This is a genomic window from Streptomyces sp. NPDC031100, assembly GCF_055570785.1.
Window position 1 is genome coordinate 451,065 of sequence record NZ_JBVIGN010000003.1, and the last position, 24,797, is coordinate 475,861.

The following is a 24,797-nucleotide window of genomic DNA, read 5'->3' on the forward strand; positions in this document are numbered from 1 at the left end:
TCCCTTCGGAGGGTTCGCGGGCGGGTCAGACGGCCCGCACGACGAGCGCGGAGTTGAAGCCGCCGTGGCCGCGGGCCACGACGAGGGCGGCTCGGACCGGCACCCGGCGGGGCGCGCCGACGACCAGGTCGATCCGGTGGTCCGCCGGGACGTCGCCGATGTGCACCGCGGGCGGCACCACGCCCTCCCGCAGGGTCATCAGCGCGGCGAAGACGTCGAGGGGGGCGCCGCCCGCGTACAGCCGGCCGGTCATGGTCTTCGGCACGCTCACGGGGACGGCCCGGGGGCCGAAGACCTCCGCGAGGGCGTTCGCCTCCGCCGCGTCCGGTCCGGGTGTCGCGGCGCCGTCGGCGAACACGGCGCCGATGTCGCCGGGGTCCAGCCCCGCGTCGTCCAGCGCGCCGCGGATCGCCCTGACGAGGTTGCCGGGGCGTCCGGAGCCCGGGCGGGGGTCGAACGTGGCCGCATGGCCCGCGATCTCCCCGTACACGGTCCGGGCCCCACGGCTCTCGGCGTCGTCGAGGGTCTCCAGGACGAGTACGGCCCCGCCCTCGCCGGGTACGTAGCCGGCCGCCGCGCGGTCGAACGGCAGGTAGGCACGGGCGGGGTCCCGACGGGTGCTCAGCAGTCCGTTGGGTATCTGCGCGGTCAGCCCCCACGGGGAGAGCGGCGCGTCGAATCCGCCGCCGAGCACGACCCGCAGGTCTCCGCGGCGCAGCCGTCGCCGGGCGGCCGCCAGCGCGTCCAGTCCCCCGGCCTGTTCGGTCACCAGCACGCTGCCGGTTCCCCGGGTGCCGTGCCGGATCGACAGCTGCCCGGTGTTCACCGCGTAGAACCAGGCGAAGGACTGGTAGGCGCTGACCCGCCCCGGCCCCTGGCTCCACAGCTTCTGCAGTTCGCGCTGGCCGAACTCGAATCCCCCGCAGCCGCTCGCCGTGATCACGCCGGCGTCGAAGTCGCCCACGTCCGCCAGGGACACGTCGGCGTCCCCGAGGGCCTGGTCGGCGGCGGCGAGGGCGAACTGGGTGACCCGGTCCGTCTGCGGGAGCAGCCGTCCGGGCACCTGCTCGGCCGGTACGAAGCCGGGGACCTCGCCGACGACGCGGACCGGATAGCGCGAGGAGTCGAACCGGGTGATCGGCCCGAGACCGCTGCGGCCCGCGAGGGTCGCCCGCCACTGCTCCTCGGCACCCAGCCCGTTGGGGGCCACGACACCGGCCCCCGTCACCACCACGCGTGCCGTCATGCCGTACCCCCCTGCCAGCGCCGCAGGACGGCCGCGCTCTGGAATCCGCCGAAGCCGCTGCCGACGGTGAGCGCCGAGTCCACCCGGGCCTCCCGGGCGACCAGCGGCACATAGTCGAGGTCGCACTCCGGGTCGGGGTGGCGCAGATTGGCGGTGGGCGGTATCACGCCGTGCTCGACGGCGAGTGCGCAGGCGGCGATCTCGATGGAGCCGACCGAGCCCAGGGCGTGTCCGATCATGGACTTGATGGAGCTGATCGGCACGTCGTGGGCGGCCGGGCCGAGCGCCCGTTTGAACGCCGCCGTCTCGTGCAGGTCGTTCTGCTTCGTGCCGGAGCCATGGGCGTTGATGTAGTCGAGGTCCTCGGGGGCGAGGCGGCTCTGGGCCATCGCCGCGCGGATCGCCTCCGCCATCTCCGCGCCGTCGGAGCGCAGTCCGGTCATGTGGTAGGCGTTGCAGCGGGTGGCGAATCCGGCGAGCTCGGCGTAGACGTGGGCGCCGCGCCGGCGGGCGTGGTCCAGTTCCTCCAGGACGAACACGGCTGCGCCCTCGCCCAGGGCGAACCCGTTGCGGGTGCGGTCGAACGGCCGGCAGGCGCCCGCCGGATCGTGGTTGTCGGGCGAGGTGGCGCGCAGCGCGTCGAAGCAGGCGTAGGTGATCGGCGACAGCGGGGCGTCGGTGGCCCCGGTGATCACCACGTCCGCGGCGTCGTCCCGGATCAGGTCCAGGGCGTGCCCGACGGCGTCGAGGCCGGAGGTGCAGCCGGTGGAGACCACGGTCGCCGGGCCCTCGGCGCCGCACGCCCAGGCGACCTCGCGGGCCATGGAGGACGGGACGAAGCAGTCGAAGAGGGTGTCGGCGGCCAGCCGGTGATCGACCAGCCACTCCCGGCCGCCTGAGCTGACCCGCACGTACTGGCTCTCCAGGCCCATGGTGAGGCCGACGGCCGTGCCCATGCTGACGCCGACGCGGGCGGGGTCGGTGCCGTCCGGTTCCAGACCGCTGTCCTCCATCGCCTCGGCGAGGCCGACGAGCGCGAACTGCACCATCCGGTCAAGGCCCTCGGCCTGCCGGCGGGTGAGCCCGGCGGCCAGGGGGTCGAAGTCGACCTCGCCCGCGATGCGCGACCGGAATCCGGTGGCGTCGAACAGCGACACCGGACGGGTCGCGGACCGGCCCGAAGTGATCTGTTCCCAGAAGGGTTTCGCACCGACGCCGCCGGGTGCGACGACGCCGACACCGGTGATGACCGCCCGGCGCATGCTCACTTTCCCACCACCGGCGGAGGGGCACTCGGCGACGCCGGCTTCTCCACCTCGACGTGGCCCTCCTCGGGGCTGGGCGCGAGGGGTGCCATCTGGAACACGAGGAGGGCGGGCTCCGTGCCGCGGTTCTCGTAGCGGTGGGAGCCGAACCGGGGTACGAGAACCGCCTCGTGGGCCCCGACGGTGAGTTCCTCTCCGTCGACGCGCACCAGGACGGCACCGCGCACCACGAAGACGAACTCCTCCGAGTGTGGGTGGTAGTGCTCGGCGACGTACTCGCCGGGCTCCAGGGTCATCGTTCCGAGAAATCCCGTGCTGGCTCCCACGCTCGCGGGCGTCAGCATCGGTCGTATGGTCCCGCCCAGCCTGGTGCTGGCCGGTGCGTCGTGCATGGATATCTTGATCAGACCCGGCACAGGGTGCTCCTCGGTGAGGGGCGGACGGCGCCCGCCCGGTGGATCGGCGGCTCGGTCCGGGCCGCTACGCCCGCCAGTGGTAGAACTCTTCGGCCCGGGTGTCCGTCAGGGTGCGGCAGTCGGGCGCGTAGGGCCGCAGGAAGCCGGCCAGTGCGTCGCGCGTCTCGATGAACTCCGGGGCGGTGCGGGCGTCGAGGATCCGGTCGGCCAGGGCACCCTGTACGTCTTCGGCGGCTTCCACCAGGTGGACGTACAGGCCGCGGAACCGGTAGAGGGTGCGGCGGGCCACGCCGATCTCGCGCGGCAGCCGCGTCGCGTCGTGGGACGTCCAGATCTTCGCGACCTGGTCAGCGTCGCGCGGATCCATGCGGTCGATGAAGACAACACGCTGCATGAGCACTCCCTGCGATCGTCTCAGTCGTCCGCGAGCCGCGTCCTGATGGCCTCGCGATCGATCTTTCCGTTGGGGTTGAGCGGAAGCCCGGACCAGAAGGTCACGGTGCGCGGCACCATGTGCCGGGGCAGCCGCTCGGCCAGCGCGCGCAACGCCTCCTCGCCGTCGTCCGTGTCCCCGGTGCACACGGCGTGCAGCGCCGTCGCTCCGCCGGGTTCGGTGAGGACCACGACGATGGCGTCCCGCACGCCCGGCCGCGACCGCAACGCGGCCTCGATCTCGCCCAGTTCGACGCGGTAGCCCTGGACCTTGACCTGGTGGTCCAGCCGGCCGTGGTGGACCAGTTCGCCGCCTTCCACGCGCACCAGGTCGCCGGTGCGGTACCAGAGGCCGTCGTCCGGCGGGCCGGACCCGGTCCACGGGCGGGCGGCACGGCCGTCGTGGCGCAGGAAGCGGTCCCTGTTGTCGGCCGGGTCGAGATAGCCGGCGAACCGCTGCGGGCCGCGTACGCACAGCTCGCCCGTGGTCGCCGGGCGCCCCTCCCCGTCCAGCACCAGGGCCTCGTGCCCGGGGTGCACGGTGCCGATCGGCACCGTGCCGTTGGAGGTGGCGGGCCAGGCCGCGGGGTCGGCGGGGAGCCGGAACCGGGCGCAGCTGAGGGTGAGTTCGGTCGGTCCGTACAGGTTCTCCACGACACTGGCCGGGGCCGCCCGGCGCCAGGCCGCGGCCTGTTCGAGGGTCAGCTGCTCGCCGCAGAACAGGCTCCAGCGCAGTCCGGGCATGCCTGACTCGGGCAGCCGGCCCAGCCGCTGCGCCAGGGAGATCACCGAGGGCACGGAGAACCAGTGGGTGAGGGCGCGCTCGGCGACGAACCGTGCGGGGGCGAGCAGTTCACCGCGGCCGGGGACCACGAGGGTGGCCCCGGAGCCCCAGGTGGCGAAGAGGTCGAAGACCGACAGGTCGAAGGTGAGGTCGAAGGTCTGACTGACCCGTGCGCCGGGGCCGAGGGCGTAGCGCGGGACGACGTCCGCCAGGTAGGCGTCGATCTGACGGTGCCCGACCGGCACTCCTTTGGGCGTGCCCGTGGAGCCCGAGGTGAACAGGACGTACGCCGTGCCCGCGGGGTCGGCCGCCACCGGCGGCGACGGCGCGGCGGGCTGCCGCAGCAGGGCCTGCACGTCGTCCGCACCGAGGGTGAGCGCCGGTACGGGCAGGTGGGGCACCGGCCGCTCGCCGATCACCACCGCCGGGTCCGCGACCCGCACGATGTGCTGGTTGCGTGCCGCGGGGAAGGACGGGTTGAGCGGCAGGGCGGCGGCGCCCAGTCGCAGCGCGGCCAGATAGCCCGCGTACGCCGCCGGGCTGCGGCCCGCGTGAATGCCCACCCGCTCGGGAGGGCGGCCGTGGAGCCGAACGATCTCGTCGGCGACCTGCCCGGCGACATGGTCGAGTTGACGGTACGTCAGGGTCGTGCCGGACACCTCTAGGGCGTCCCGGTCGGGGTGGCGGGCGGCGGCCGCGGCGAACCAGTCGAACAGTGTCCGGCCAGGCCTGACGGGCTTCTCGAACATCGGGTCTCCTCGGACCAGGGCACGGAGGAGGGGTGCGCGGGCGACACGGCTCCGGCCGGCGTCAGGCGACGGCGGCGGCCTGTTCGACCTTCCTCTTGATGGCGTCCATCTGGATGCGGGTGTTGTCGTTGATGCGCCGGGTGATGGCGGCGTCGTCGAAGGGTGCGTCCGGCTTGGCCTCGAACTCCTGCCGCCACCGCATGAGGGTGCCTGCGCCGTCGGGCTCGTACGTCCAGTGGATGCGCATGTACGTGAAGGGACCGGTCTCCACCCGGTGGGCACGCACGGAACGGGAGCCCGGGTCCATGGTGCGTTCGCTGACCCAGCTCCACACCGTGCCGTCGTCGTCCGGCACCATCGTCAGCCGGAACCGCACGGTGTCGCCCTCCTCGTGGAGGACCTCGACGGCGGCGTACTCGGTGAAGAGCTGCGGCCAGGTCCGCACGTCGTTGGTCAGCCGCCACACGGTCTCCAGCGGAGCCGCGATGTGGACGGAGTTGTCGGTGCTGCTCGCCATCACTCACCCCTTTCGACGCGGGCGTTCACCTGGTCCAGGAGCTGCTGGACGGTCATGGCTGCTATGTCCTCGGGGAGTTCGATTCCGTGTCGTTCGGATATCACCTTGTGGATTTCGATGAGCCCGACGGAGTCCACGCCGAGTTCGCTGAGCGAGACGTCGCCCGCGGATTCGACGTCCTGTTGCTCCAGTCCGATGTGGGTGGTCAGGATCTCCTGGAGTTCCGCGGTATCCATGCCGACCAGTTCCATGTTCACCTCCGTGGTGTGCGATCGACCGGGTGGGTCAGACGGGACGGCACTCGAGCAGGTCCCAGTGGAAGACGGGCTCGTTGACCAATTCGAAACCCGTGCGGGAGAACAGCCGGTGCCAGTCCTCGATCGTCCGCTTCCGGCCGCCGTGCAGCACGAGCATGTCGATGTCGAGCAGCTTTCCGTGATCCCATTCGTTCCCCGGTTTCAGTACCGAGTCGACGATGAGCAGACGTGCGCCGGTGTCGCCGATGGCCTCCCGGATCCGACGCAGCGCGCGTTCCGCCTCCTCGTCCGAGAAACGCATGAACACGGCCTTCACGAAATAGCATGCGGCGCCCCGGGGAACCGGGTCCGCGAGCAGGTCGCCGCCCACGATCCGGGCGCGGTCGGCCACGCCGTGCTCGGCGAGCACCCGCTCGGCCTTGCGGGCCATCCAGGGCAGGTCGACGAGGGTGGCCGTCATCCGCGGATACCTGCGCAGCGCCTGCGCGAGGAAGTAGCCGTCACCGCCGCCGAGATCGGCCAGGGAGCCGAACCGGCCGAGGTCCCACTGGTCGAGTTCCTCCTCGGCGAACTGGCGGGCCCAGTAGGACTGGAACTCGTCGCAGAAGCGGTCCGCCTCGGGGTTCGCCTCCAGGTACGCGTTGAACGTGACGCCGAAGACCTCGGGGAAGGCGGGCTGTCCGGTCCGCACACTGTGCAGGAGCTCGTCGAAGGGCCGGGAGGTGAGCTGCATGTGGTTGTAGCGCACGAGCGGCAGCACGCCGTGCGGATTGTCGTGGGTGAGCGCCTTCGCCACCGGGGTGGTTCGGAAGACGCCGGTCGGCCCCTCGGCGAAGATGCCGAGCATCGCCGTGCACCGCAGCAGCCGCAGCAGCGCGGTCTCGTGCGCGCCCGCCCGCTCGGCCAGTTCGGACACGGGCAGGGGTTTTTCGTCGAGGAGGTCGGCGATCCTCAGTTCGGTGAGGGCGTGCACCATCTGGAAGAGCCGTCCGCCGGAGGCGAGCAACACCAGCTGGAGCCCGTACAGGTCGTTCGGCAGAAACTGCTCGGCGGCGGTCTCGGGGGCCTTTTCCTGGACCTCACTCACTGCTGCACACTCCTTGGGATCTCAGGCCTGCTGCGCAGGACGTCATTGACCTTTTCGAGCACCTGACGGGGTGTTCTCATCTCACCCAAGGCGTCTTCCGAGAGATCGATGCCGTACTCGAACCTGATCTGGTTGATGACTTCCAGAAGGGCGACGGAGTCGTATCCGAGATGGGAGAACAGCACGTCCACGATGTCACCGTCCAGCGCGCCGTCCTCGGCCTCACCGGCATGGGTGCGGGTCAGGTCGATCAGCTTTTCGAAGGTCAGTTCCGGCACACCGTCACTTCCTCCCCGGACTGACGGATTCTACTTTCTCGATGTCGTCCTCGGCCCATCCTGGGAGCGGCCGCTGAAGAATCTCTGACTACGTGGTGAAGGCGACGGACGGGAGAACGCGCCCGGGCGTTTCCGGCGCCGCTGCGGACGTGAATTCGTCCTGGCGGTCCAGTACGAACAGACGCACCAACTCGGGCAGCCGGTAGCGCACCTCGCCTCCGGGCCGTGACGACCCCGCCAGCAGCAGCCGGCGGTCGTGCAGCCGGCCCAGCAGCGCGTCCACGGTGACCGGGGGCAGGCCGAGCAGCGGCGTGACGTCCTCGGCGGAGAAGGCGGACGACGCGGCGAGGCCGGTGACCTCGGCTCGGCTGAGCCGGTGCAGGACGTGCCGGCACGGCGTGTCGAGGCCGCGGCAGGACTGCTCCAGCCGATGGGTCAGATCCGCGTCGCCGGCCCTGAGCAGGTCGAGGCGGCGCCGGGGGTCGGCGAGGCGCGCCGCCGCCTCTTCCAGCGACAGACCGGCGGACAGGGCGAGTCTGGAGCCCACCGCGCGCAGGGCGACCGGGAGATGTTCGCAGCGCTCGGCGATCGCCAGCGCGGTGCGGCGTTCCGGCCCGGACCAGCGCCGGCCGGTGACGGTGGCGAGCAGCTCGACGGCCTCCGCGGGCCGCAGCGGCTCGACCTCTCTGCGGTGGGCGCCGCTCAGTCCGTACAGCGGTGCGCGGCCGGTGATCACCACACCGCAGCCGGGGCCGCCGGGCAGGAGGCTTTCGACCTGGTCCTCGCAGTCGATGTCGTCGAGGAGGAGGAGCACCCGGCGATCGGCGCACCAGCTGCGGAACAGCTGGGCGCGGCCGGCCAGATCCTGCGGGATCTGCTCCGGCAGAAAGCCGGCGCCCCGCAGGAACGAGCCGATCACCGCGTGCGGTTCGGGCGGCGCTGCGTCGCCGTCGGCCTCGTCGGCGCGGAAGCGGGCGAAGAACTGTCCGTCGGGGTAGAACCGCCGCAAGCGGTGCGCCAGCCTGGCGGCGAGCGCGGTCTTGCCGACCCCGGCCATACCGCACAGCGCGACGATCCGCGGCGCCGGTCCGTCACCGCCGCCACGGCCCAGCAGCCGTTCCAGCTCGGCGAGTTCGTCGCCGCGTCCGCAGAAGTCCGCTATGTCGGGCGGCAGCTGTGCGGGCGGTGTCAGCCTCGTCCGGTGCGGGCGCACCGGACCGGCACCCTCCTCCAGTGCCGGGTCGCCGGCCAGCAACGCCCGGTGCAGCCGCTGGACTTCGGGCGAGGGCTCCAGGCCCAGTTCGTCGGTGAGCGTCTCCCGCAGCCGCCGGTACACGTCCAGCGACTCGTGACGCCGGCCGGCGCGGTGCAGGGCGAGCATCAGACGGGAGTGGAGCCCTTCGTGCAGTGGATGACGCACGGTGAGCGCCTGGAGTTCGGGAAGGATGTCGAGTTGCCGGCCGAGCCGCAGATAGGCCTCGACCCTGAGTTCGATCGCCTGCATCCGGGCCTCCTCCAGGCGGGCCGCGGACGCCTCCAGGAAGGGCCCCTTCGGCACGTCGGCGAAGACCGAGGAGCGCCACATGGCGAGCGCCCGGTCGAAGGCGGCCACGGCACCCATGTGGTCCCCGGCTTCGAGGGCGCGCTTGCCCTGCTCGAAGCGGCTCTCGAAGACGTGGGCGTCGATGTGCTCGGCGGGTGCCCGCAGGGCGTACCCGCTGGAGTCCGTCTCCAGACGCACGCCGGTGTCTACCCCGGCGGCGGCGAGAAGTTTGCGGATCTGGTACACGTACGTCTGCATGGTGGCCGACACGGTCGCCGGGGGGTGGTCCTGCCACAGCTCCTCGACGAACCGGTCGATGGGCACACTGCGGCCGCGCGAAATGAGCAGGACCGACAGAACGGTCCGCAGCTTCGGGGCGAGCAGTACGGGGCGGTCGCGGTCGGCCGCCACTTCGAGATTCCCCAGTATTCGGAACTGCACTCCGTCACCTCGGATTTCCCGGTTCTGGAGCCCCGCTGAAACCGGTGTCGGCCGGCTGTGAGGGGGCACGTGTGCGCGCCGCATCCGCGGGTGCTTTCGGGCCGCGGGACGCGCCGGGAAACAGCTTTGTGAAGCGGACTATATTCGTGCGGCCCGCCTCTATATCGGGGCTATACGAGGATCCGGCGAATCGGCCGGAAGGACTGCTTCCGAATGTGCGCAGGAAATCCGTTCACAGGAACTGGTCGACGAAGTGCGCGAAGTCGTGGCACACATCCCAGACGCTTCCGGGATACGGGACCGTCGCGCGGCAGAACGTCAGGGCGGCGCTCTGCCGCACGGCCTGGCACCCCTCCCGCGCCCCGAACCGCCCCAGCCAGGACGTCAGCACCCGGGCGAAGGCCGCCGTCCGCTCCCTCTCCACGCCCGGCTGCCGGGTCCGCTCGGCGACGAGCAGCCGGAACAGCACGGGCAGCACGTACGTCGGCGGGTCGCCCGGCGCGGTCTGCGCCACCGTCACCACGCGGGCATCGACCATCGCCTCCAGCAGGTCCTCGGCCTCACACTCGGCGACGTCCAGGACTGCCGCGGCGGCCCACACCGGGATCTCGGAGGTCCCCAGCAACACCAGCCGTCCAAGGGCCGCCCGCAGCTCGTCGGGGAGCGTGGCATAGGTCCCTTCCAGACTGACCCGCACGTCGAGGTCGGAGACGGCCAGTTCGTCCAGCCGGTGGCGCGAGGCATCGGCCATCCGGTCCGCCAGCCGGGCCAGGGACCAGTGCGGTTTGGCCGCCAGCCGGGTCGCCGCGCAGCGCACCGCCAGCGGGAGCCGGTCGCACAGCTCGACCAGCCGGCCGGCGCTCCTGGCGTCGGCCGCCACGCGCGCGGGGCCGATCACCGCGCTCAGCAGACCGAGAGCCTCCCCCTGTTCGAAGCCCGGGAGGTCCAGGCCCCGGGCACCGGCGAGCGCCGGCAGCCGCATCCGGCTGGTCACCAGGCCACGCGCCGTTCCCGGGCCGGGCAGCAGGTCACGGATCTGCCGCTCGTCCGCCGCGTTGTCGAGCAGCACCAGCATCCTGCGGCCCGCGAGGCGGTCGCGGTACATCCGCACCCGTTCGTCCAGCGACCCCGGCAGCTCGCCCGGAACGCCCAACGCGGGCAGGAACAGGCCCAGCACCTCGAAGGGATCCCCAGGCCGCTCCCCCGGCCCGCTCATGTCCGCGTACAGGCTGCCGTCGGGGAAGTCCTGCGCACAGCCGTGGGCCACGTGCACGGCGAGCGCGCTCTTGCCGGTGCCCGCCATTCCGGAGATGGCCGTGACGGTGTCGCGCCCCGCGCACAGGTCCGCGCAGAGCGCGCGTGCGGGCGCCGTGCGGCCGGTGAAGTCGGTGAGGTCGGCGGGGACCATCTCGGGCCGTTCGGCATCCCGTGTGACGACCTGGATCCGCTGGTCCGGGACGCCGGGCGGGTCGAGTCCGGGATCGGCGCGCAGGATGCCCTCGAAGACCCGGTTGAGCGTGGCGCTCGGCTCCACGCCGAGTTCCTCGACGAGCACCTGGCGTCCCTGGCGGTAGACGTTGAGGGCGTCCGCCTGCCGCCCGCAGCGGTAGAGGGCGGTCATGAGCTGGGCGCGGATGCGTTCGCGCAGCGGGAACTGCTCGACGAGGTCGCCGAGTTCGGCGACCAGCCGGGCGTGCCGGCCCAGCGCCAGGCCCGCCTCCGCGTGCCCTTCGACGGCAGCCATCCGGGACTCCTCCAGGCGGGCCAGTTCGGTCTGCGCAAGGTGCTCGGTGGTGCCCGTCAGCGCCGGCCCCCGCCACAGGCTCAGGGCCCGGGTCAGCCGGTCCGACGCGGCCTCGTAACGGCGGCGGCCGAGCTCGTCGTACCCGAGTGCCGCGAGGTGGTGGAACTCGGCCAGGTCGAAGGCGGCCTCGTCCGAGCGCAGCACGTAGCCGTCGGATTCCCGCGCCACGTCCGCGTGAGGCGCGAGCAGCTTGCGCAGCCGGGAGACGTAGGTGTGGATCTGGGCGCGCACCGTCGTGGGCGGCCGCGCGCCCCACAGGGCGCTGCTGAGCCGGCTTTTGGAGAGGACACCGCCCTCGGCGAGCAGAAGTGCCGCCAATGCCGTTCTGGGTTTCGTTCCGTGCAGCGGTACCGGCTGCTCGTCCTTCAAGACCTCGACCAATCCAAGGACACGAAACTCCATCTGGCCCCGTCCCAGCCCGGCAAAGCCGTGGGGAAATTCCGGACGCGGCGCGTTTCACCGGCAGCCACCGGCCGCGTCGCGCCCTTCTCCGCAGGGGGATCGTCCCCTTGTCCGCCTGCGGTCCCCCGGTTTTTGACCGTGTTCGACTTCAGGTTGACCTCGGTGACACACCTCGGCGGCGCGGCCCCGGGCGCTTCGCCTGGATGCTAACGACCAAGGTGACAGTTCCCTACCCGTCACGCGGGGAATGATGGTTGTCGGCAGCCGTTCGGCGCGTTTTCATCGATTCCCGGCATGCTGCCGCCGCGACTTTCGGCTATCCGTCGTCGCGCCGGGTCCCGGCCTCCGTGCCCTCGTGAACCCGCGCGCTGCGCCCACGCGCTTCAGACAAGAACCAGCGACCTCTCAGACCGGGCCCCCACACTCGCCGGGACACCACAAGCCCTCAGCCGGAAGGAGCACCGTGTCCCGTCGCTTGTTCACCTCGGAGTCCGTGACCGAGGGTCACCCCGACAAGATCGCTGACCAGATCAGCGACACCATTCTCGACGCGCTTGTGCGCGAGGACCCGACCTCCCGGGTCGCCGTCGAAACCCTGATCACCACCGGTCTGGTGCACGTGTCGATCGGCGCGCAGTCCCCGGACATCGCGCAGGGTGTCGACACGGCCTACGAGTCGCGGGTCGAGGGTGCCGCCGCAGGTGGAGAATTCGACGAGCTGGACCGACAGGGTGCGGGCGACCAGGGCCTGATGTTCGGTTACGCGTCCGACGAGACGCCGACCCTGATGCCGCTGCCGATCTTCCTGGCGCACCGCCTGTCCAAGCGGCTGTCCGAGGTCCGCAAGAACGGCACGATCCCCTACCTGCGCCCGGACGGCAAGACGCAGGTCACCATCGAGTACGACGGCGACAAGGCCGTCCGCCTCGACACCGTGGTCGTCTCCTCCCAGCACGCCAGTGACATCGACCTGGAGTCGCTGCTGGCGCCCGACATCCGCGAGTTCGTCGTCGAGCCGGAGCTGAAGGCGCTGCTGGACGACGGCATCAAGCTGGACACCGAGGGCTACCGGCTGCTGGTCAACCCCACCGGCCGCTTCGAGATCGGCGGCCCGATGGGCGACGCCGGCCTGACCGGCCGCAAGATCATCATCGACACCTACGGCGGCATGGCCCGCCACGGCGGCGGCGCCGAGACCGAGAAGATCGAGAAGGCGATCGACGAGGTCTTCGACCTCCGCCCGGCCGCCATCATCCGCGACCTCGACCTGCTCCGCCCGATCTACGCCCAGACCGCCGCCTACGGCCACTTCGGCCGCGAGCTCCCCGACTTCACCTGGGAGCGCACCGACCGCGTGGACGCCCTGCGCAAGGCGACGGGAGCCTGAGATGACCACCGTGAAACAAGCCGTCACCACCAAATCCGCCGAAGGACAGAAAGATATAAGGGAGTTGACTGCAGATCTCGCCGAGCGGCAGCAGGCTGTGCTCCGGGGACCGGGTCCCCGGGCGACCGAGGCACAGCACGCGAAGGGCAAGCTGACGGCCCGCGAACGGCTCGCGCTCCTCTTCGACGACGGTGCCTTCACCGAGGTGGAGGCCTTTCGCCGGCACCGCGCCACGGGGTTCGGCGTGGAGGCCAGGAGGCCGTCCACCGACGGGGTGGTCACCGGCTGGGGTCCGGTGAACGGCCGTCAGGTCTTCGCGTACGCCCACGATTTCCGCATCTTCGGAGGCGCTCTCGGCGAAGCGCATGCCGAGAAGATCCACAAGATCATGGACATGGCCGCGGCCGCGGGTGCGCCGCTGGTGGGGCTGTGCGACGGGGCGGGAGCGCGCATCCAGGAGGGCGTGACGGCGCTGGCCGGATACGGTGGGATCTTCGCCCGCAACACCCGCAACTCCGGTGTGATCCCCCAGATCAGCGTCGTCCTGGGCCCGTGCGCCGGCGGGGCCGCCTACTCCCCCGCGCTCACCGATTTCGTGTTCGTCGTACGCGGCATCTCGCAGATGTACATCACCGGCCCCGATGTCGTGCACGCCGTCACGGGCGAGGAGGTCAGCCACGAGAAGCTCGGCGGCGCCGACGTCCACGCGGCCGTGTCCGGCGTGGCCTCCTTCCTCCACAGCGACGAGCACGCCTGTCTGCAGGACGTGCGCTACCTGCTCTCACTGCTGCCGGCCAACAATCGTGAACTGCCGCCGCATGGGCCACCGTCGGACCCGGTCGACCGACGCTGCGAGGACCTGTACGACCTGGTGCCGGTCGATCCGTCCCTCGCCTACGACATCCGCGGGGTCATCCACGAGGTGGTGGACGACGGGGAGTTCCTGGAGGTGCACGAGGCGTGGGCCACCAACGTGGTGTGCGCCCTGGCACGGCTGGGCGGCCGGGTCGTCGGGGTGGTCGCCAACCAGCCGACCGCGCTCGCGGGCGTCCTCGACATCCACGCTGCGGAGAAGGCCGCGCGCTTCGTGCAGTTCTGCGACTCCTTCAACATCCCGCTCGTCACCTTCGTGGACGTACCCGGCTTCCTGCCCGGCGTCGACCAGGAGCACGGCGGGGTGATCCGGTACGGCGCGAAGCTTCTCTACGCCTACTGCAACGCCACGGTGCCGCGGATCTCCGTGGTGCTGCGCAAGGCGTACGGCGGCGCGTACATCGTCATGGACTCCCGGTCGGTCGGCGCCGATCTGGCGCTGGCCTGGCCGACGAACGAGATCGCGGTCATGGGTGCCGAGGCGGCGGCGAACGTCGTCTTCCGGCGCGAGATCGCCGAGGCCGCCGATCCGGACCGGGTGCGCCGGGCCAGGGTCGAGGAGTACCGGCGGGAGTTGACGCATCCGTACCATGCCGCGGAACGCGGGCTGGTGGACGATGTGATCGATCCGGCGGACACCCGCGCCCGGCTGATCGACGCGCTGGACACGCTCGCGGCCAAGCATGCGCCGCTGCCCAGCCGCAAACACGGGAACCAGCCCCAGTGAACGCCATGGACACCGGCCCGACCGTGCGCATCGTGCGCGGATGCCCGAGCCCGGAGGAGGTCGCCGCGGTCGCGGTGCTCCTGCTCACCCTGACCGGTGCGGCGCCCCACGAGCACCCTGTTCCGCTCCGTCCCGCTGTATGGGCGGCCCACGGGGATCCCGGCCATCGCCCGGCCGGTGCCTGGGTCTCCCGGCCGGGCCCGGGCTGGCACCCCGGGCGCTGACCCGCAGGGCCCCGCCGACTCCCCTCCGCGACCGGTCGGCGCGCACCCCGGCTCTCGAAGGCGCCCTCGTGGCACCGGTTCACGGCGGGCGTGGGCGGGGGGACACACGAGAGGAGGACGATCCGGTGGCACGCGGAAGAGTCGAGGCGCTGCTGCGGAGTTGGGCGAGACGGGTGGCGCGCGGGGTCATCGCGGCCGGGAGCATGTGGGTGGGGGACCCGTGGGCCGCGCTCGGCGATGCGGCACCGCCCGGGCACCCGGAGCGGCTGCGGCCCGAGGTGCCGCTGAGTGCTGCCGAGCGGGCCCTGCGCAGGGAGCTGCGGAAGGCGGTCGGCACGGCCTGGTGGTATCCGCCGTGATGCGTTGCCACCGCAGCGTTTTCTGCCGGAATCCGGCAGGCCTCTCGGCTCGCTGACGCAAGTTCCCACGGCGAAGGACACGCTCCGAGGCACCCGCGCCCACACCGTCGGCGTGGTCACAATCCGGCCGACCGGCCAATTCCGAGTGGAGAGCGGGTCCGAGAGCCGGCACAGGCGCACGACAGGTGGGAGGGAAGCCACGTCACACGGGGTGGAGCGTCCCGTCCCGGCTTCGGGATCCGTCAGCTCTCGCTCCCACCGCGCAGCAATCCGTCTTCATGGGGCCTGTCACTGGAGGCACCCGACCCCGATGCGGGAATTTTGTAGGCAGGCACGCAGAACGCTCTGCCCGTGGTGATCGAAGGGTGACGACGTGAGGCAAGAGGAACGGCCGGACGACCGTCGAGCGGCGCCCGCACTCCCGAGCGGCGTCGGTCTCACCGCGCTGAAGGCGGTGATCGAGCGGTGCGAGGAGACCAGGCGGCCGGACCGGCTCTTCGAGGACCGCCTCGCCCAGCATCTCGTGGCACTCCTCGTCAATGTCGCCCGCGGAGTGGGGCTGCTGCCCTCCCAGGCCCCCGAGGGGGCGCGCGCGGCCGTGCGGGACGCCGTCGCCGTGCGGACCCGCTACTTCGACCGTGCACTCGTCGAGGCGGTGGGCGAGGGCAGGCGGCAGGTGGTGCTGCTGGGTGTCGGCATGGACTCCCGGGCGTTCCGGCTCCGCTGGCCCGCCGACACGGTGCTGTTCGAGGTCGACCGCCCCGATGTGCTGGCGCTGAAGGAGTACATCGTGCAGCGGTCGGGGGAGGTACCGAACTGCATGCGCGTCCCGGTACCGGCGGATCTGCGGGGCGACTGGCGGGGAGCGCTGCGCACCCTCGGCTTCAACCCCTGGCGGCAGAGCGTCTGGCTCGCTGAGGGCTTGCTGCCGTACCTGACTCCGCCGGCGGCCGACACGCTGATGGACGAGGTCACCGCGATGTCCGCGCGGGGCAGCCGGCTGCTGCTGGACCATTTCGGCGACGCGCTGGAACGGTTCCCCGTCTACGCGGAGATGCAGCGGACGCTGGGCGCCATCGGGGTGCCCCTTCATCCGACCGCCCGCGACCCCTGGTCGTGGTTCTCCCGCTTCAACTGGGCGCCCGAGGTGGTGGACTCGCACGCCCTCGCGGCCGGGACGGGACGGGAGACCCCGGCACTCCTGCGGCTGGCGGGGCCACGCCGGGGCCGCGCCTGGTGGATCGCCCGGGCCACCCGCTGAGGCCACACCCGCTTCCGTCTGATGCAGGCCGTGGGCAGGCCGGTCAGCGGAGTACGAAACCGGTGCCGAGGTCGTCGTACGAATCGATCTCGAAGCGGTGCTCACCGGTCCGGTACGCCGTCCCCGTGACCTCCGGTACGACGGCGGGGCGGCCGTCGGCGGTCAGTTCCCGGACGATCCGGGCGTGGAACCGGGTGCCGACGAGCGAGTCGTGCACCAGGATCTGCCCCGGCCCGAGGTGGCCGCTCGCCGCGAGCACGGCGACGCGTGAGCAGGTGCCGGAGCCGCACGGGGAGCGGTCGACCTGGCCGTCGGCGAAGACGGTGACGTTGCGCTGGTGCGGGTTGCCGTCCTCGTCGGTGCCCAGGTCGTCGTACAGGATCGTGCCGTAGATGCCGCTGAGGCGGTCGTCGACGGGGTGGCGGGCGTGCTCGGTGTCGTTCAGAGCCCACTTCACCTCGCGTCCGACCGAGATGAGATCGGAGTAGTGCTCGGGGGTGACGGCCAGTCCGACGCCGGCGGCGTCGAGGTGCGCGTAGATGGCGCCGCCGTAGGCGATGTCGACGACGACGTCCCCGCGTGAGGTCCGGACGGTGACGGGTCCGGCGAGCCGGTAGCTGGGGACGTTGACGAAGTCGACGCCGGTGATCCGCTCGCCGTCCGTGTGCACGCGCAGGGTGACCCGGCCCGAGGGGACGTCGATGACGACCGTGGTGCTGCCGGAGGGGTCGCGGCTGACGCGGCCGGTCTGCACGGCCCAGACGGCGAGCGCGATGGAGCCGTGGCCACACGCGGTCGAGAAACCGTCCTTGTGCCAGAACAACACCCCGAAGTGGGCGCCCCCGTCGTCGGGCGGGGTGATGAACCCGCCGTACATGTCCGCGTGCCCGCGGGGTTCGAAGCACAGCAGCTTGCGCAGGTTGTCCGTCTCGGGGTTGCCGATGGCGAACACACGGCGCTCGGCGACGGTGGCCCCTTCGATGGCGACCGGCGGATCGGGGACGATACGGAACGGCTCACCGCCGGCGTGGTAGTCGGTGGTGGAAACCTGGCAGATGGTCATGAGGTCCTTCGTGGAAGCTCGTGTGCGCGTGCGTTCACATCGTGCAGGCTCCCCTTCCTGCACACCGAGTTCCGCCTCCAGGCTGCACTGACAGAGCCGGAGGGTGCCTCAGATGGCGTCGCGAACGGCCCGTTCGAAGCCCGTGACGTGACTGCGGGCAAGCTGTGCCGCCGTGTCGGAGTCACCGGTGACGATCGCCTCGATCAGCGGTCCGTGCTCCTCGACGTGGCCGGCCATGTCGGACAGACGGTCGACGAACAGGCACCAGATACGGGTGGCCAGGTTGTCGTAGCGGACGAGTGTGTCCTGCAGGTACGGGTTGTGCGTGGCGGCGTAGACGGCGCGATGGACCTGAAGGTCCAGGCGCATGAGCTCGGTGGCACCGCGCCGACGGGAATCCGCGCGCTCCAGCTCCCCCCGCAGAGCCGTCAAGGTCGCGCGGTCCGTGGCCGTGGCGCGCCGCGCCGCCTGGGCAGCGGCCAGGGGCTCCAGCTCCTGGCGCACCTCGGAGATGTGGGCCAGGTCCCTGATGTTGACGTCGGTGGCGAAGGTGCCGCGGCGGGGGTAGGTCGTGATCAGGCGCTCGTACTGGAGCCGCTTGAGCGCCTCGCGCACCGGCGTACGTCCGACGCCGAGGGACTGTCCCAGCTGCTCCTCGTTGATCGGCGCGCCCGGCCGGATGTCGAGCATGACGAGCCGGTCACGGATGGCGCGGTAGGCGCGCTCGGCGAGGGAGAGCTCCTCACCCATGGGCTCTGTCGCCGCCTGCTCCATGAATGCCCCCTTGACCTGTCCGGGCTGCCTACCATACCTTACCGCAGAGGCTGATATATCAGTTTGCCCATTAGTTGGCTCTCAGGATGGTGCACAGATGGCAACGAACCCGTCGCCCACCACGCTCACCTCCCCCCTCTCCCTCCCGCTCAGCGCACTCGACCCGGATGTCGCCGCCGCCGTCGACGCCGAACTGCACCGCCAGCAGTCCACCCTCGAGATGATCGCCTCCGAGAACTTCGCCCCGGCCGCCGTCATGGAGGCCCAGGGCTCGGTCTTGACCAACAAGTACGCCGAGGGCTACCCGGGCCGCCGGTACTACGGCGGCTGCGAACACGTCGATGTCATCGAGCGGCTGGCCGTCGACCGGGTGAAGGAACTCTTCGGCGCCGAGGCCGCGAACGTGCAGCCGCACTCGGGCGCGCAGGCCAACGCGGCCGCGATGTTCGCGCTGCTGAAGCCCGGCGACACGATCCTCGGCCTCGACCTGGCGCACGGCGGTCACCTGACCCACGGCATGCGCATCAACTTCTCCGGCAAGCTGTACAACGTCGTGCCGTACCACGTGCGCGAGTCCGACATGCGCATCGACATGGACGAGGTCGAGCAGCTCGCCCTCGCCCACCGGCCCAGGATGATCGTCGCCGGCTGGTCGGCCTACCCCCGTCGGCTGGACTTCGCCGCCTTCCGGCGGATCGCCGATGCGGTGGGCGCGTATCTGCTGGTGGACATGGCGCACTTCGCCGGGCTGGTGGCCGCGGGCCTGCACCCGAGCCCGGTGCCGTACGCGGACGTCGTCACGACCACCACGCACAAGACGCTCGGCGGCCCGCGCGGCGGGGTGATCCTCAGCCGGGCCGACCTGGCCAAGAAGATCAACTCCGCGGTCTTCCCGGGCCAGCAGGGAGGCCCGTTGGAGCACGTCATCGCGGCGAAGGCGGTGGCCTTCAGGGTCGCGGCGGGCGCGGAGTTCAAGGAGCGCCAGCAGCGGACCCTGGACGGCGCCCGCATCCTCGCCGGACGGCTGCTGGCCGACGACGTCGCCGAGGCCGGGATCACCGTGCTGACCGGCGGCACCGAGGTCCACCTGGTCCTGGTCGACCTGCGGAAGTCCGCGCTCGACGGGCAGCAGGCCGAGGACCGGCTGCACCGCATCGGTATCACCGTCAACCGCAATGCGGTGCCGTTCGACCCCCGTCCGCCGATGGTGTCCTCGGGGCTGCGGATCGGCACCCCGGCCCTGGCCACCCGCGGCTTCGGCGAGGCCGAGTTCCGGGAGGTCGCCGACATCATCGCCGAAGCCCTGAAGGGCGAACAGGCCGACGACGTACTGCGCGACCGCGTCGCGAAGCTCGCCGGTGCATTCCCCCTCTACCCCCATCTGAACGGAGCCGCGGCATGACAGCCGAGCCGCTGCCGGAGCATCCCGACTTCCTCTGGCGCAACCCCGAGCCGCGCTCCTCGTACGACGTCGTCATCGTCGGCGCGGGAGGCCACGGCCTGGCCACCGCCTACTACCTCGCCAAGAACCACGGCATCACCGACGTCGCCGTCCTGGAGAAGGGCTGGCTGGCCGGCGGCAACATGGCCCGCAACACCACGATCATCCGCTCCAACTACCTGTGGGACGAGAGCGCGGCCATCTACGAGCACGCTCTCAAGCTGTGGGAGGCGCTCCCGGAGGAACTGGACTACGACTTCCTGTTCAGCCAGCGCGGCGTCCTCAACCTCGCCCACACCCTCCAGGACGTCCGTGAGGGCGTGCGCCGCGTGGGCGCCAACCGCCTCAACGGAGTCGACGCCCAGTGGCTGGAGCCGGAGGAGGTCGCCAAGGTCTGCCCCATCCTCAACGTCTCGCCCCGCACCCGGTATCCGGTCCTCGGCGGCACCTTCCAGCCGCGGGCCGGCATCGCCAAGCACGACCACGTCGCGTGGGCGCTGGCCCGTCGCGCCGACGAGTTGGGCGTGGACCTGATCCAAGGCTGCGAGGTCACAGGCTTCCTCAAGGACGGCGACCGGGTGGTGGGCGTCGAGACGAACCGCGGGCGCATCCTCGCCGGCCGGGTCGGCCTCGCCGCCGCCGGCCACAGCAGTGTGCTGGCCGAGCTGGCCGGCTTCCGGCTGCCGGTGCAGTCCCACCCGCTGCAGGCGCTGGTCTCCGAACTGCACGAGCCGGTACACCCGACCGTGGTGATGTCGAACCACGTGCACGTCTACGTCTCCCAGGCGCACAAGGGCGAGCTGGTGATGGGCGCCGGCGTCGACTCGTACAACGGCTACGGGCAGCGCGGCTCCTTCCACGTGATCGAGCGGCAGATGGCCGCCGCCGTCGAGCTGTTCCCGATCTTCGCGCGGGCGCATGTGCTGCGGACCTGGGGCGGCATCGTCGACGTCACCCCGGACGCCTCCCCGATCATCGGCAGCACACCCGTCGAGAACCTGTACGTCAACTGCGGCTGGGGCACCGGCGGGTTCAAGGCCACCCCGGCCGCCGGCTGGGCCTTCGCGCACACCATCGCCACCGGCGAGCCGCATCCCCTGAACGCCCCCTTCGCCCTCGAACGCTTCACGACGGGCGCACTGATCGACGAGCACGGCGCAGCAGCCGTGGCCCACTGAGGAGGACCTGGTGCTTCTGATCGCCTGCCCGTGGTGCGGTCCTCGGGACGAGACCGAGTACCACTACGGGGGACAGGCCCACATCCCCTACCCCGAGAACCCCGCGGAACTCTCCGACGCGCAGTGGGCCGAGTACGTCTTCTACCGCGACAACCCCAAGGGACCCTTCGCCGAACGGTGGGTGCACAGCACCGGCTGCCGCCGCTGGTTCAACGTCCTGCGCGACACCGTCACCTACGAGGTGCTCGCTTCCTACCGGCTCGACGAGCCCCGCCCCGAACTGCCCCAGGCCGGAGGGAACCGATGACCGACCAGCGCTTCCGGCTCCGGCAGGGGGGCCGCATCGACCGCGACACCGTGCTGCGGTTCACCGTGGACGGACGGGAGTTGACCGGGCACCCCGGAGACACCGTCGCCTCGGCGATGCTGGCGAACGGCCTTGTCGAGGTCGCCCCGTCGCTCTACCGCGGCCGCCCGCGCGGCATCGTCGCCGCGGGCGTCGAGGAGCCCAACGCCCTGCTGCAGCTCGACGGCCCGTGCTCGGAGGGCATGCTGCCCGCGACCACGGTGGAGCTGTACGACGGCCTGTCCGCCACGACGCTGTCCGGGATGGGCCGGCTCGACCCGACCCCCGACCCCGCCGTCTACGACAAGAAGTACGTCCACACCGACGTCCTGGTCGTCGGCGCCGGACCGGCCGGGCTTGCGGCGGCCGCCGCTGCCTCCGTTTCCGGCGCCCGCGTGATCCTCGTCGACGACCAGCCCGAGCCCGGCGGTTCGCTGCTCTCCGGCGCGCAGACCGACCTCAAGTGGGTCGCCGAGGCCCGTGCAGCGCTCGACGCCGCCCCCGAGGTGGTCGTCCTGCACCGCACCACGGCCTTCGGCTCGTACGACGACAACTACGTGCTGGCCCTGCAGCGGCGCACCGACCATCTCGGAGCCGACGCCCCCGATCCGTCCGAAGGCGTCTCGCGCCGGCGACTGTGGCACATACGGGCCCGCCAAGTCGTCCTGGCGACCGGCGCGCACGAGCGTCCACTGACCTTCGCCGGCAACGACCGCCCCGGAGTGATGCTCGCCGCGGCCGTGCGCACGTACCTCAACCGGTACGCGGTGGCCCCGGGCTCCCGGGCCGTGGTCGGCACGACCAACGACAGCGCCTACGACACGGTCGCCGATCTCCACACCGCCGGCATCGACATCGCCGCCGTCGTGGACGCGCGCCCGGAGCTGTCCCGGCGGGCCGCCGAGGTCGCGGTGGCGACCGGGGTACGGGTGCTGACGGGCAGCGCGGTGGTCGGCACGACGGGCGAAGGCCGGCTCACCGGCGTCACCGTCCAGGCCCTCGACGAGAGCGGTCGGCTCACCGGGGCTCCACAGTCGTTCGCCTGCGACCTGCTCGCCGTCTCGGGCGGCTGGAGCCCGGTGGTGCACCTGCACAGCCAGCGCCAGGGACGGCTGCGCTGGGACGAGGACCTGGTCGCCTTCGTCCCCGACGGCACCGTACGGGACCAGCAGGTCGTGGGTGCGGCGCGCGGGACGTACGACCTGGACGGCTGTCTGGCCGAGGGAGCGCGGGCAGGTGCGCGGGCCGCGACGGAGGCCGGGTTCCCGGTGCCCGTACCGTCGCCCGGCGCTGCCCGGTCCGCAGGCCCCGTGCGTGCCCTGTGGCTGGTCCCCGCCCCCGACGGCGAACCCGGCACCTGGGACACCCACTTCGTCGACCTCCAGCGCGATGTCACGGTCGCCGATGTCTGGCGCTCCACCGGCGCCGGCATGCGCGGTGTGGAGCACGTCAAGCGCTACACCTCGCTCGGCACGGCGAACGACCAGGGCAAGACGTCCGGCGTCAACGCGATCGGTGTCATCGCCGAGGCCCTCGGTGCGGGTGCGTCCCCCGGGGAGATCGGCACCACGGCCTACCGGGCGCCGTACACGCCGGTGGCCTTCGCGGCCCTGGCCGGTCGTGAGCGCGGCGAGCTGTTCGATCCGGAGCGCACGACGTCCATCCACAGCTGGCACGTCGCGCACGGTGCGCAGTTCGAGGACGTCGGGCAGTGGAAGCGTCCTTGGTACTACCCCCGACCCGGTGAGGACATGGACACGGCCGTGGCCCGCGAGTGCCGCGCGGCCCGCGAGGGAGTGGCGTTCATGGACGCCTCCACCCTCGGCAAGATCGAGATCTGGGGTGCGGACGCGGGCGAGTTCCTCAACCGCATCTACACCAACGCCTTCAAGAAGCTCAAGCCCGGCATGGCCCGCTACGGCGTCATGTGCAAGCCCGACGGCATGATCTTCGACGACGGTGTGACCCTGCGCCTCGACGACAACCGCTACTTCATGACCACCACGACGGGTGGCGCCGCCGGCGTCCTGGACTGGCTGGAGGAGTGGCTGCAGACCGAGTGGCCGGAACTCGACGTCCACTGCACCTCGGTGACCGAACAGTGGGCCACGATCGCCGTCGCCGGCCCGCAGTCGCGCCAGGTCGTGGCCCAACTCGCCCCCGATGTGGACCTGTCCGCCGAGGCGTTCCCCTTCATGGCCTTCCGCGAGACCACCCTGGCCTCCGCCATCCCGGCCCGCATCTGCCGGATCTCCTTCTCCGGCGAACTCGCCTACGAGATCAACGTCTCCGCGTGGTACGGCCTGGCCGTCTGGGAGCAGGTGTACGAGGCCGGGCAGCCTTACGGCATCACCCCGTACGGCACCGAGACCATGCACGTCCTGCGGGCCGAGAAGGGCTACATCATCGTCGGCCAGGACACCGACGGCACCGTCACCCCGCAGGACGCGGGCATGTCCTGGGTCGTCTCGAAGCAGAAGGACTTCATCGGCAGGCGCTCGTACTCCCGCGCCGACACCTCCCGCACCGACCGCAAGCAGTTGGTCGGCCTGCTGCCGAGCGACCGTACGACCCGGCTGCCCGAGGGCACCCAGCTCGTCGCGCCGGGCGTGCCCATCACCCCGGAGGCCGGGCCGGTACCGATGCTCGGCCACGTCACCTCCAGCTACCACAGCCCGGCCCTCGGGCGCCCCTTCGCCCTCGCCCTCGTCGCCGACGGGCGGGCCAGGATCGGCGAGACCCTGCTCGCCCCGGTGGGCGAGGACCTGGTGCCCGTCGAGGTGACCGACTTCGTCCTCTACGACCCCGAAGGGACCAAGCGAGATGGCTGAGCCGACCGGGGCAGGCCCCGCACCACTGCGCACCAGCCCCCTGGCACATCTGGCGGAGCGGATACGCGCCGCCACCGTCACCGGCGACCGCGGTGTCACGCTGACCGAGGTGCCGTTCCTCACCATGGTGAACCTGCGCGTCGACCCGGCGTCCGAAGCGGCCGACCGCCTGGAGCAGACCCTGGGGGCGCCCCTCCCCCGCCAGTGCGGCCACACCACCGCGTCCGGCCCCCGCACGGTCGTCTGGCTCGGCCCCGACGAGTGGCTCCTGCTGTCCGAAGAGCCCATCGACACCGCCGAGTTGCGGCAGGCACTCGCCGGAGCCCCGGGCTCGGTCGTGGACGTCTCGGCGAACCGCACCACGCTGGAGCTGAGCGGTCCGTCCGCCCGGCAGGTGCTGGAGAAGGGCTGCCCGCTGGACCTGCATCCCCGTGCCTTCGGTCCGGGCCGGGCCGTGTCGACCACGGTGGGACCCGTCCCGGTGCTGCTCCGGCAGGTCGACGACGCGCCGACGTACCGGCTCTTCCCGCGGTCCTCGTTCGCCGACTACCTGGCCCGCTGGCTCATCGACGCGATGACGGAGTACCGCGGACCGGAGGTGCCCTGATGGCATGGAAAGCGTTGGATCCGTCCTCCGACCCCGCCGCGCCACCGGTCGAGTACGTGCTCGCCCTCGACTGCCCCGAGGCTCCCGGCATCGTCCATGCCGTGTCGCGGTTCCTGGTCGAGCACGACAGCGACATCATCGACAACCGGCAGTTCGGCGACCGTCGCGACGGCCACTTCTACATGCGGGTGCACTTCGCCACCCTCGACGGTGAGAACACCACCCAGACCCTGTGCCGGGACTTCGCCGCCGTGGCCCGTCCGTTCGCCATGCGATGGCACCTCGAACCGGTCGGCACCCGGCGCCGCGTGCTGGTCATGGTGTCCCGCTACGGCCACTGCCTCAACGACCTGCTCTTCCGCGCCCGCAGCGGCGACCTGCCCATCGAGGTGGGGGGGGGGGGGGGGCCCCCCCCCCCGACCCAAAAAAACCCCTCACCCAGCACAAAACCCCCCTCTTCCCGTTGCCGGTTGCCCCCCCGCACAAAACACAAGACGAAGCACAA

24 protein-coding genes are annotated in these 24,797 nt (G+C 71.6%); 11 read left to right on the plus strand and 13 right to left on the minus strand.

The annotated features are described in order from the left end of the window. Positions 1–25: 25 nt before the first annotated feature. The 11 genes from ACZ5DS_RS09910 to ACZ5DS_RS09960 form a co-directional block, all read right to left on the minus strand. A complete protein-coding gene (locus ACZ5DS_RS09910; RefSeq protein WP_468235632.1) occupies positions 26–1,246 on the minus strand; it encodes a ketosynthase chain-length factor in 1,221 nt (406 codons plus the stop codon). Then, positions 1,243–2,508: a beta-ketoacyl-[acyl-carrier-protein] synthase family protein gene (locus ACZ5DS_RS09915; protein WP_468236401.1), complete on the minus strand. Its 1,266-nt coding sequence runs from the start codon at positions 2,506–2,508 to the stop codon at positions 1,243–1,245. The genes ACZ5DS_RS09910 and ACZ5DS_RS09915 overlap by 4 nt, the downstream gene beginning before the upstream one ends. Positions 2,509–2,510: 2 nt before the next feature. Further along, positions 2,511–2,855 carry a cupin domain-containing protein gene (locus ACZ5DS_RS09920; RefSeq protein ID WP_468235633.1) on the minus strand — a complete coding sequence of 115 codons (345 nt, stop codon included), beginning with the start codon at positions 2,853–2,855 and terminating at the stop codon, positions 2,511–2,513. A gap of 136 nt (positions 2,856–2,991) precedes the next feature. Then, the gene (locus ACZ5DS_RS09925; protein ID WP_468235635.1) at positions 2,992–3,321 is read right to left on the minus strand and encodes a TcmI family type II polyketide cyclase; all 330 of its coding nucleotides are present in this window, start codon (positions 3,319–3,321) and stop codon (positions 2,992–2,994) included. A gap of 20 nt (positions 3,322–3,341) precedes the next feature. After that, complete coding sequence (locus tag ACZ5DS_RS09930) at positions 3,342–4,892, minus strand: amino acid adenylation domain-containing protein (RefSeq protein ID WP_468235637.1); 1,551 nt, start codon at positions 4,890–4,892, stop codon at positions 3,342–3,344. 61 nt (positions 4,893–4,953) lie between these two features. Next, positions 4,954–5,409: an SRPBCC family protein gene (locus tag ACZ5DS_RS09935; protein WP_468235639.1), complete on the minus strand. Its 456-nt coding sequence runs from the start codon at positions 5,407–5,409 to the stop codon at positions 4,954–4,956. Further along, positions 5,409–5,660, minus strand: coding sequence for a phosphopantetheine-binding protein (locus tag ACZ5DS_RS09940; RefSeq protein ID WP_468235641.1), 252 nt, complete (start codon positions 5,658–5,660; stop codon positions 5,409–5,411). The genes ACZ5DS_RS09935 and ACZ5DS_RS09940 overlap by 1 nt, the downstream gene beginning before the upstream one ends. 34 nt (positions 5,661–5,694) lie before the next feature. After that, positions 5,695–6,753, minus strand: coding sequence for a methyltransferase (locus ACZ5DS_RS09945; RefSeq protein ID WP_468235643.1), 1,059 nt, complete (start codon positions 6,751–6,753; stop codon positions 5,695–5,697). After that, on the minus strand, positions 6,750–7,031 hold the full coding sequence (locus ACZ5DS_RS09950) for an acyl carrier protein (protein WP_468235645.1): 282 nt from the start codon (positions 7,029–7,031) through the stop codon (positions 6,750–6,752). Before ACZ5DS_RS09950 ends, ACZ5DS_RS09945 begins: the two co-directional genes overlap by 4 nt. Positions 7,032–7,119: 88 nt before the next feature. Then, positions 7,120–9,015 (minus strand): AfsR/SARP family transcriptional regulator, encoded by a 1,896-nt coding sequence (locus tag ACZ5DS_RS09955; RefSeq protein ID WP_468235646.1) that lies wholly within the window; start codon positions 9,013–9,015, stop codon positions 7,120–7,122. A 232-nt stretch (positions 9,016–9,247) separates the two neighbouring features. Then, a complete protein-coding gene (locus tag ACZ5DS_RS09960; RefSeq protein WP_468235647.1) occupies positions 9,248–11,137 on the minus strand; it encodes an AfsR/SARP family transcriptional regulator in 1,890 nt (629 codons plus the stop codon). A gap of 547 nt (positions 11,138–11,684) precedes the next feature. On the opposite strand from ACZ5DS_RS09960, the gene ACZ5DS_RS09965 reads away from it, so the two are divergent. The 5 genes from ACZ5DS_RS09965 (at position 11,685) to ACZ5DS_RS09985 (ending at position 16,052) form a co-directional block, all read left to right on the plus strand. Continuing rightward, complete coding sequence (locus ACZ5DS_RS09965; RefSeq protein WP_468235648.1) at positions 11,685–12,608, plus strand: methionine adenosyltransferase; 924 nt, start codon at positions 11,685–11,687, stop codon at positions 12,606–12,608. Between the two features lies 1 nt (position 12,609). Further along, positions 12,610–14,208, plus strand: coding sequence for an acyl-CoA carboxylase subunit beta (locus ACZ5DS_RS09970; RefSeq protein WP_468235650.1), 1,599 nt, complete (start codon positions 12,610–12,612; stop codon positions 14,206–14,208). 5 nt (positions 14,209–14,213) lie between these two features. Next, on the plus strand, positions 14,214–14,432 hold the full coding sequence (locus ACZ5DS_RS09975; protein WP_468235652.1) for an acyl-CoA carboxylase subunit epsilon: 219 nt from the start codon (positions 14,214–14,216) through the stop codon (positions 14,430–14,432). A gap of 125 nt (positions 14,433–14,557) precedes the next feature. After that, on the plus strand, positions 14,558–14,791 hold the full coding sequence (locus ACZ5DS_RS09980; RefSeq protein ID WP_468235653.1) for a DUF6059 family protein: 234 nt from the start codon (positions 14,558–14,560) through the stop codon (positions 14,789–14,791). A 373-nt stretch (positions 14,792–15,164) separates the two neighbouring features. After that, positions 15,165–16,052, plus strand: a complete 888-nt coding sequence (locus ACZ5DS_RS09985) for an SAM-dependent methyltransferase (protein WP_468235655.1) — start codon at positions 15,165–15,167, stop codon at positions 16,050–16,052. 43 nt (positions 16,053–16,095) lie between these two features. Here ACZ5DS_RS09985 and ACZ5DS_RS09990 read toward each other — a convergent pair whose 3' ends face one another. After that, complete coding sequence (locus ACZ5DS_RS09990; protein ID WP_468235656.1) at positions 16,096–17,115, minus strand: proline racemase family protein; 1,020 nt, start codon at positions 17,113–17,115, stop codon at positions 16,096–16,098. 108 nt (positions 17,116–17,223) lie between these two features. Continuing rightward, positions 17,224–17,889 carry a GntR family transcriptional regulator gene (locus tag ACZ5DS_RS09995; protein ID WP_468235657.1) on the minus strand — a complete coding sequence of 222 codons (666 nt, stop codon included), beginning with the start codon at positions 17,887–17,889 and terminating at the stop codon, positions 17,224–17,226. A gap of 97 nt (positions 17,890–17,986) precedes the next feature. Here ACZ5DS_RS09995 and glyA point away from each other — a divergent pair, with 97 nt between their 5' ends. The 6 genes from glyA to ACZ5DS_RS10025 all read left to right on the plus strand — a co-directional run. After that, positions 17,987–19,291 carry a serine hydroxymethyltransferase gene (gene glyA / locus ACZ5DS_RS10000; RefSeq protein ID WP_468235658.1) on the plus strand — a complete coding sequence of 435 codons (1,305 nt, stop codon included), beginning with the start codon at positions 17,987–17,989 and terminating at the stop codon, positions 19,289–19,291. After that, positions 19,288–20,508, plus strand: a complete 1,221-nt coding sequence (locus ACZ5DS_RS10005; RefSeq protein WP_468235660.1) for a sarcosine oxidase subunit beta family protein — start codon at positions 19,288–19,290, stop codon at positions 20,506–20,508. Before glyA ends, ACZ5DS_RS10005 begins: the two co-directional genes overlap by 4 nt. A gap of 10 nt (positions 20,509–20,518) precedes the next feature. After that, positions 20,519–20,815: a sarcosine oxidase subunit delta gene (locus ACZ5DS_RS10010; protein ID WP_468235661.1), complete on the plus strand. Its 297-nt coding sequence runs from the start codon at positions 20,519–20,521 to the stop codon at positions 20,813–20,815. Continuing rightward, a complete protein-coding gene (locus ACZ5DS_RS10015; protein ID WP_468235662.1) occupies positions 20,812–23,685 on the plus strand; it encodes a sarcosine oxidase subunit alpha family protein in 2,874 nt (957 codons plus the stop codon). The genes ACZ5DS_RS10010 and ACZ5DS_RS10015 overlap by 4 nt, the downstream gene beginning before the upstream one ends. Continuing rightward, complete coding sequence (locus tag ACZ5DS_RS10020; RefSeq protein ID WP_468235664.1) at positions 23,678–24,292, plus strand: sarcosine oxidase subunit gamma; 615 nt, start codon at positions 23,678–23,680, stop codon at positions 24,290–24,292. Before ACZ5DS_RS10015 ends, ACZ5DS_RS10020 begins: the two co-directional genes overlap by 8 nt. Further along, on the plus strand, positions 24,292–24,797 hold a 506-nt coding region (locus tag ACZ5DS_RS10025; RefSeq protein WP_468235666.1), incomplete at its 3' end, for a formyltetrahydrofolate deformylase. The genes ACZ5DS_RS10020 and ACZ5DS_RS10025, both read left to right, overlap by 1 nt.

Excerpts from the sequence above, each read along its gene's own strand:
- ACZ5DS_RS09910 (WP_468235632.1), bottom strand. The coding sequence starts at position 1,246 with ATGACGGCACGCGTGGTGGTGACGGGGGCCGGTGTCGTGGCCCCCAAC.
- ACZ5DS_RS09915 (WP_468236401.1), bottom strand. The coding sequence starts at position 2,508 with ATGCGCCGGGCGGTCATCACCGGTGTCGGCGTCGTCGCACCCGGCGGC.
- ACZ5DS_RS09920 (WP_468235633.1), bottom strand. The coding sequence starts at position 2,855 with ATGCTGACGCCCGCGAGCGTGGGAGCCAGCACGGGATTTCTCGGAACG.
- ACZ5DS_RS09925 (WP_468235635.1), bottom strand. The coding sequence starts at position 3,321 with ATGCAGCGTGTTGTCTTCATCGACCGCATGGATCCGCGCGACGCTGAC.
- ACZ5DS_RS09930 (WP_468235637.1), bottom strand. The coding sequence starts at position 4,892 with ATGTTCGAGAAGCCCGTCAGGCCTGGCCGGACACTGTTCGACTGGTTC.
- ACZ5DS_RS09935 (WP_468235639.1), bottom strand. The coding sequence starts at position 5,409 with ATGGCGAGCAGCACCGACAACTCCGTCCACATCGCGGCTCCGCTGGAG.
- ACZ5DS_RS09940 (WP_468235641.1), bottom strand. The coding sequence starts at position 5,660 with ATGGAACTGGTCGGCATGGATACCGCGGAACTCCAGGAGATCCTGACC.
- ACZ5DS_RS09970 (WP_468235650.1), top strand. The coding sequence starts at position 12,610 with ATGACCACCGTGAAACAAGCCGTCACCACCAAATCCGCCGAAGGACAG.
- ACZ5DS_RS09975 (WP_468235652.1), top strand. The coding sequence starts at position 14,214 with ATGGACACCGGCCCGACCGTGCGCATCGTGCGCGGATGCCCGAGCCCG.
- ACZ5DS_RS09990 (WP_468235656.1), bottom strand. The coding sequence starts at position 17,115 with ATGACCATCTGCCAGGTTTCCACCACCGACTACCACGCCGGCGGTGAG.
- ACZ5DS_RS09995 (WP_468235657.1), bottom strand. The coding sequence starts at position 17,889 with ATGGAGCAGGCGGCGACAGAGCCCATGGGTGAGGAGCTCTCCCTCGCC.
- glyA (WP_468235658.1), top strand. The coding sequence starts at position 17,987 with ATGGCAACGAACCCGTCGCCCACCACGCTCACCTCCCCCCTCTCCCTC.
- ACZ5DS_RS10005 (WP_468235660.1), top strand. The coding sequence starts at position 19,288 with ATGACAGCCGAGCCGCTGCCGGAGCATCCCGACTTCCTCTGGCGCAAC.
- ACZ5DS_RS10015 (WP_468235662.1), top strand. The coding sequence starts at position 20,812 with ATGACCGACCAGCGCTTCCGGCTCCGGCAGGGGGGCCGCATCGACCGC.
- ACZ5DS_RS10020 (WP_468235664.1), top strand. The coding sequence starts at position 23,678 with ATGGCTGAGCCGACCGGGGCAGGCCCCGCACCACTGCGCACCAGCCCC.